6 protein-coding genes are annotated in these 6065 nt (G+C 70.7%); 4 read left to right on the top strand and 2 right to left on the bottom strand.

Annotated features, from left to right (window positions below; translation table 11 throughout):
- Positions 1 to 161 precede the first annotated feature (161 nt).
- A complete protein-coding gene (locus AN216_RS02820; RefSeq protein ID WP_079166180.1) occupies positions 162 to 1385 on the bottom strand; it encodes a PP2C family protein-serine/threonine phosphatase in 1224 nt (407 codons plus the stop codon).
- Between the two features lie 334 nt (positions 1386 to 1719).
- Here AN216_RS02820 and AN216_RS02825 point away from each other — a divergent pair, with 334 nt between their 5' ends.
- Together AN216_RS02825 and AN216_RS02830 are read left to right on the top strand one after the other, a co-directional pair.
- Positions 1720 to 2562, top strand: a complete 843-nt coding sequence (locus AN216_RS02825) for an MIP/aquaporin family protein (RefSeq protein ID WP_107401873.1) — start codon at positions 1720 to 1722, stop codon at positions 2560 to 2562.
- A 343-nt stretch (positions 2563 to 2905) separates the two neighbouring features.
- The gene (locus AN216_RS02830) at positions 2906 to 3307 is read left to right on the top strand and encodes a DnaJ family domain-containing protein (protein WP_070194963.1); all 402 of its coding nucleotides are present in this window, start codon (positions 2906 to 2908) and stop codon (positions 3305 to 3307) included.
- A 64-nt stretch (positions 3308 to 3371) separates the two neighbouring features.
- On the opposite strand, the gene AN216_RS02835 is transcribed toward AN216_RS02830, so the two are convergent.
- A complete protein-coding gene (locus tag AN216_RS02835) occupies positions 3372 to 4346 on the bottom strand; it encodes a PfkB family carbohydrate kinase (RefSeq protein ID WP_070194964.1) in 975 nt (324 codons plus the stop codon).
- 348 nt (positions 4347 to 4694) lie between these two features.
- Between AN216_RS02835 and AN216_RS02840 the strand changes: the two genes are divergently transcribed.
- Positions 4695 to 5453: a type 1 glutamine amidotransferase gene (locus tag AN216_RS02840; protein WP_070194965.1), complete on the top strand. Its 759-nt coding sequence runs from the start codon at positions 4695 to 4697 to the stop codon at positions 5451 to 5453.
- Positions 5454 to 5527: 74 nt separating this feature from the next.
- Positions 5528 to 6065: DoxX family protein (locus AN216_RS02845; protein WP_070194966.1), on the top strand; the 538-nt coding region annotated here is incomplete at its 3' end.

Genomic DNA, 6065 nt, shown 5'->3' on the forward strand with positions numbered 1-6065 from the left:
ACCGTCGCGGACGAGTCCACCCGTCGGACACCGACGGCGGGCGGACTCGTCCGTGCGTGCGTACGTGCGTACGTGCGCTGGCGCGCGTGTTCCGCTGGGCCCCGACGAAGGAGGCCGGGTACGGGACGCCTTCGGCGGATCCACCGCCGCGGCGCGGGACCCTACGGCGGCGGGCTGCCGCCCGTACGGCGCAACACCAGCACCGCCACGTCGTCACGCGGGCTCCCGGCGGCGTGTGTGTGGAGTTCGTCGCGCAGGACACCGGCCAGTTCGGCGGGCGGCACGGCGTTCCACCGCGGCAGGCGCTCGACCAGCGGGAAGAAGGCGCCGGAGGGCGACCGGGCCTCGGTGATGCCGTCGGTGAACAGCAGCAGCGTGCTGCCGCCGGGGAAGTCGAACCACTCGACGGTGCGCGGCTCCCGCGCCAGGGCGCCGAGGCCGAGCGGCACGTCCGGCTCCTCGCGCAGCACCGGACCCGGCTGCGGGATGTGCAGCAGATACGGCTCGACATGCCCGCAGTTGACCACCTGTGCCTCCTCGTCCTCGGTGACCCCGATGAGCAGGGCGGTGACGAAGCGCTCGGGCTCGCCGGTCTGCACGGCGAACGCGTTGTGCCGCAACACCGCCGCCTCCAGGTCGTCCACCACGGCGGTGAGCGTCGGTTCGCGGCTCGCCGCCTCCCGGAAGGCCCCGAGCACGGCGAACGCGGCACCGATGGCGGGCAGCCCCTTGCCCTGGACGTCAGCGATGAGGACCCGGCTGCCGTACGGCGAGGAGACCACCTCGTAGATGTCGCCGCCGACTCTGGTGTCCTCCTCCACGGCCTCGTACAAGCCGTTGATCAGTAGCTGGTCGGTGAGTAGCGGGAGTGGGCGGAGGATCTGGCGCTGCAGCGCGGCCGTGGCGGAGCGTAGTCGGGCGATTTCCTGCTGTCGGACGATCCGCTGCCGTGCCATGGCCACGCTGAGCCCGCCGAGCACCGTGGTGAACGCGATGAGGGAGATGTTGGCGCTGAGGGACTCCAGCGGTCGGGCGATGATCGAGGCACTGACCGCGAGCAGGACCCAGCCGGCGGCGAACGCGGTCTGGCGCACCGTGCCCCGGCCGGCGACCAGTCCCGGTAGGAAGATCAGGAAAGGGATGAGTCGGGTCTCGCGCGAGCCGAGGTAGCCGGTGACCAGCAGCAACACGGTGAGAAGGATCAGCCAGCCGATCATGGAGCCAGCGGAGATTCCGTTTCCTCGGACGTCGTCGGTGCGCAGGGCGCCGACGGGGCGGGCGACTTCACCGGTGGGGGCGGTGCGACCGGTACGACCAGCGCGGTCGGTGAGGAGACGGGCGCCCCGGCCACGGACCGTACGGCGTAGAGCGTCGCGGAGATCCATGATGGGCAACCGTCCTACTCCCCTCGAATGTTCTGCGGCGGCGACCCGTTCCGGAGTGCACACGGATGTCGCCCCAGCCGGCCGGCAGCCCGCGGTCACGACTGCGCATACCAAGCATTACGGATATCTCACACAAGAGCTCGGCAGGCCCCGGCCGCATCAGGCGATCCTGTGGCGTTCGAGGGACCTCTGTGTGGGAGATCCGTTTTTCCTACCTCTCGTGCCTAATGTGCGCTGTGGTGAACTCCCAAAGTCGAGCTGCGCGAGGTGAGGGCGAATGGCGGCCAAGGCCGGTGAACGGCGACGCGGGTACCGGGCAGGGCTCGGCGGCGAGATGCTCGCGGAATTCCTGGGCACCTTCGTGCTCATCCTGCTGGCCTGTGCCTCGGTCGCGGTCGCGGTGGTCGGGCTGCCGGGCTCGGGTCGACAGGTGGACGCCTTCGGCCCGGCCAACTGGCTGATCATCGCCTGGGGCTGGGGGATGGCCGTGGTCTTCGGGGTCTACGTGTCCGGAGGGGTGAGCGGCGGCCACATCAACCCGGCGGTGACGCTCGCCTTCGCCCTCCGCCGGGGCTTCCCCGTGCGCAAGGTGGTGCCCTACTGGCTGGCGCAGACGGCCGGCGCCTTCGTGGGTGCCGCACTGGTCTACGCGTCGTACCGCTGGGCCATCGACGCGTTCGACGCGAAGGCGAATCTCGCCAGGGACGAGTCGCTGAACACCTACTCGATCTTCGCCACCTTCCCCGCGGAGTACTTCGGAGGCTCCACCTGGGGGCCACTGCTCGACCAGATCATCGGCACCGCGATCCTGTTGCTGTTGGTCTGCGCCATCGTCGACACCAGCAACACGGGTCCGCTGTCCAATCTCGCTCCGTACCTGATCGGCCTGGTGGTCTTCGCCATCGGTCTCTGCTTCGGGCCCAATGCCGGGTACGCCATCAACCCCGCCCGTGACTTCGGCCCCCGCCTGTGGGCGTGGATCATGGGCTGGGACGAGATCGCGCTACCAGGGACGTTCGACTGGTTCAGTAACTACTGGTGGATCCCCATCGCGGGGCCGCTCATCGGAGGCATGGTGGGCGTGCTGGTCTACGACCTGTTCATCCAACACGTCGTGAAGGCGCGTACGGAGCCGGAGCCGGGCCGGGTCCCGACCCCGGAAACCCAGTCGGACTGACGGCCCCGACCTGACGAGGGCCGCACGATCGCGGCATGGGCCCGCCCCGGGCCGGACAGCTGATCCAGGTGGTAGTCCAGCACGGCAGGCGTGGATCGTGAACCGCGCTGGCCGACCAGCACACTGGTGCCGAGGCCGAGGCCGAGGCCCAGCGCCAGCAGCCGCGCCGCCTCGGTTGGGTCCCTCGGCAAACGGTTGCGCGGCAAGCTCCGTGTCCGTCATGGCCAGCACCGCGCGCCGTCCACACCAGATGGAACCGACGGCCGGGGTGCGGGGCACGCTGCGTCCTTTTCGAGGTTTATGATACGGCCGTATCATAAAGACCTGTGACAGGGAGGATGCGATGACCGAACGCAAACCACCAGGCATCACCTTCGAGTCGTGGGCCGACCGACAGATCCGGGAAGCGACCGAGCGCGGTGAACTCGACAACCTGCCAGGAGCAGGTGAGCCCTTGCGCGGACTGAACAAGCCGTACGACGAGATGTGGTGGGTGAAGGCGAAGATGGAGCGGGAGGGCCTGTCTCACCTGCCGCCCTCCCTCGCCCTCCGGAAGGAGGCACAGGACGCGCGGGCCGCGGCGCTCCGGGCGCCGAGCGAGGCAATGGTGCGGAAGATCGTCGCGGAGATCAACGCAAAGATCGACGCGGCGATCCGGCGTCCCCCCGAAGGCCCCCCACACCGGCTCACGCCCTTCGACCTCGACGCCGTCCTACAAGAGTGGCGCGAGCGACGAGAGGTCTGAGTCAGGGCTCGCTGAACTTCACAAGGAGCACGAGCAACGGACCAAGGCACCACAAGGGCCCGAGTCAGTACGGCTCGGACGCGGTGGCCCGCAAGGCCTCGTCCAACTCCTCCCGCGTCGGTGGCTGCGCACCCGCGCGCCCGCAGGCCAGCGCCCCGGCCGTGACGGCCTGCAACAGGACATCCCGCAGCCCCGTCGCGTCCGACGGCAACCGCACGGCACACGCCTCCCCCGAGCCGGAATCGGTCAACAGCGCCGCGAGCAGCGCGGCTTGGAAGGAGTCACCGGCACCGATGGTGTCCACCACCGCTGCGGCCGGCGCGGGCACCGTGACCTCGCTGACGCTGCCCTCTTCCGCATCCGCCGCCGCCAGGTATCCGGTGGCGCCCGAGGCCCCGCGGGTGAGCACGAACAGCCGCGCGCCGCTCTGGCCGAGCACCTGCCGCGCCGCCTCCTCAGGTGAGTCACCCGGATACAGCCAGGAGAGATCCTCATCACTGGCTTTGATGACATCGGCGGTCGTCGCCACCCGCTCCACCGCACGCCGGTAGGCGGCCCGGTCAGGCTGCACCGCCGGCCGGACGTTGAGGTCCACGGCGACCGCGCCACCATCCCGGCCCCGCACCTCCTGACATGCGTTCAGCACCTCCTCAGCGCCGGGTTGTACGACGATCGCCAGCGAACCGGTGTGCAACAGCCGCACCTCGGGCGGTATGGACAACCGCTGAGGGTCCCAGGCGGCCAGGAAGTCGTACGTCGCCGCCCCGCTGTCGCCGTCGACGTAGGCCAGGGCCTGGGTGGTACGCCCGGATCCGGAAGTCGCACGCCGCACGGGCAGCCCGGTGTCGCGGAGATACTCCGCCACCAGGGATCCGGGTGGATCGTCGCCCCAGCAGGTCGCGAGCGTCGTGGGGCGACCCAACCGATGCAGGCCGATGGCGACGTTCGCCGGGCTGCCGCCCGGGATCGGCACGATGGTGGACGCTCCGGTGCGCCACACCAGGTCGACGAGGACCTCCCCGATGACGGTGCTGGTCATGCGTGCTCTCCCCGGTCGAAGTGGCCAAGCTGAACTGCCCGCGTCGCCAACCGCCCGCGCCGCCGAACAGATCTGAGCTTCCCAGTGCCGTGTCAACAACGGCAAGCGAGCACCGGCCGCCTGTGGATAACTCACCGACGCCCCGCACACGAAAGGCTGTACGTTGCCCCTGACCTGGGAGTTGGCCGGCTGGCGGGCTGCTCCGTGCCCTCGGCCACCACCCCGCCCGCCTCTCGGGTGCCGCCCCCGTCCCCGCTCACGTCACATCCCAACCACCTCGTACGGTCCACCGACCACCGCGCCCATAGGATTCCCCCGACCACACAGCGGCTTGAGGGAGGCGGAGCCATGACCGATGCCAGCGTGCTCGTCGTGCAGAACGGACCCAACGGCGGCCCGGGACGGTTCGGTGAGTGCCTCACCGAGGCCGGACTGGCACTGGACGTCGTGCACGGCTACGCCGGACAGACGCCCCCGGAGACCCTGGATCCCCGGGAGCACCAGGCCGTGGTCGTCCTCGGCGGCGGCTTCATGCCGGACGCGTCCGACCGGGCTCCCTGGCTCACCGCCACCCGCAAGCTGGTGACCCAGGCGCTGGAGAGGGAGGTCCCGGTGTTCGGCGTCTGCCTGGGTGGTCAGCTCCTCGCCCAGGTCGCCGGCGGCAGCGTACGAGCCGAACACGGCACGCCCGAGGTCGGCAGCACCCCGCTGACCCTGCGGGACGAGGCGGCGGACGATCCGCTCTTCCACGAACTGCCGCCCCGGGTCACCGCGATCGAGAACCACGTGGACGCGATCACCACCCTGCCCCCGGGCGCGCACTGGCTCATGTCCAGCACCGACTGTCCGTACCAGGCGTTCCGGGTCGGCACCTCGGCGTGGGGCGTGCAGTTCCACCCGGAGATCACCCCGGCACGACTCCGGGACTGGGACCCGGCGCGCCTCCACCGGCTCGGCTTCGCGCCGGACGAGGTCAGCCGTACGGCGCAGCGGAACGAATCGGCCGCGGACCCGGTGTGGCGCACCGTCGCGCACCGCTTCGCCGCTGTCGTACGGGCGGGCGGGGCCCCGTCCGGGACCGGGCGCCCGGAGAACGCCGCGGGGTGAACATGCGCCCTGCTGGGTACCCCGGCAGAGTTCCGGGTAACGACCCTCCCCGTGCGACGTGAAAGGTGCGTGTCATGATTCTCCGTCGCATCGCCCGCCCGATGCTGGGTGCGACCTTCGTCTTCGGTGGCATCAACGCCCTGCGGTACTGCGAGCAGCACGCCCAGGCAGCCGAGCCGCTGCTGGACCGCACCCTCCGTAAGCAGTCCGAGAAGCTCCCCGAAGGCACCCCCACCGACGCCGAGTCCCTGATCCGGATCGACGCGGCGGTGAAGATCGTCGCTGGTACCGCCCTGGCTCTGGGCGCCTTCCCCCGGGTGTCCGCCGCGCTGCTGATCGGCAGCCTGGTGCCCACCACGGCGGCCGGGCATCCGTTCTGGGAGCAGGAGGACTCGGCCGCTCGGCAGCAGGAGCTGGCGCACTTCCTCAAGAACGCCGGACTGGCGGGCGGACTGCTGCTGGCGGTGGTGGACACCGAGGGCAAGCCCTCGGTCGGCTGGCGCGCCCGGCAGACCGTTCGTGCGACGAGCCAGCAGGTGAGCGGCGCCGGCCGCACGGCCGCGGACGGCGTACGCGCCGCCGGCGACAGCGCCCGCAGCGCGGGAGCCAACG

This window comes from Streptomyces oceani, from assembly GCF_001751245.1.
GTDB lineage: Bacteria > Actinomycetota > Actinomycetes > Streptomycetales > Streptomycetaceae > Streptomyces > Streptomyces oceani.

Excerpts from the sequence above, each read along its gene's own strand:
- AN216_RS02830 (WP_070194963.1), top strand. The coding sequence starts at position 2,906 with ATGACCGAACGCAAACCACCAGGCATCACCTTCGAGTCGTGGGCCGAC.
- AN216_RS02835 (WP_070194964.1), bottom strand. The coding sequence starts at position 4,346 with ATGACCAGCACCGTCATCGGGGAGGTCCTCGTCGACCTGGTGTGGCGC.
- AN216_RS02825 (WP_107401873.1), top strand. The coding sequence starts at position 1,720 with ATGCTCGCGGAATTCCTGGGCACCTTCGTGCTCATCCTGCTGGCCTGT.
- AN216_RS02840 (WP_070194965.1), top strand. The coding sequence starts at position 4,695 with ATGACCGATGCCAGCGTGCTCGTCGTGCAGAACGGACCCAACGGCGGC.
- AN216_RS02820 (WP_079166180.1), bottom strand. The coding sequence starts at position 1,385 with ATGGATCTCCGCGACGCTCTACGCCGTACGGTCCGTGGCCGGGGCGCC.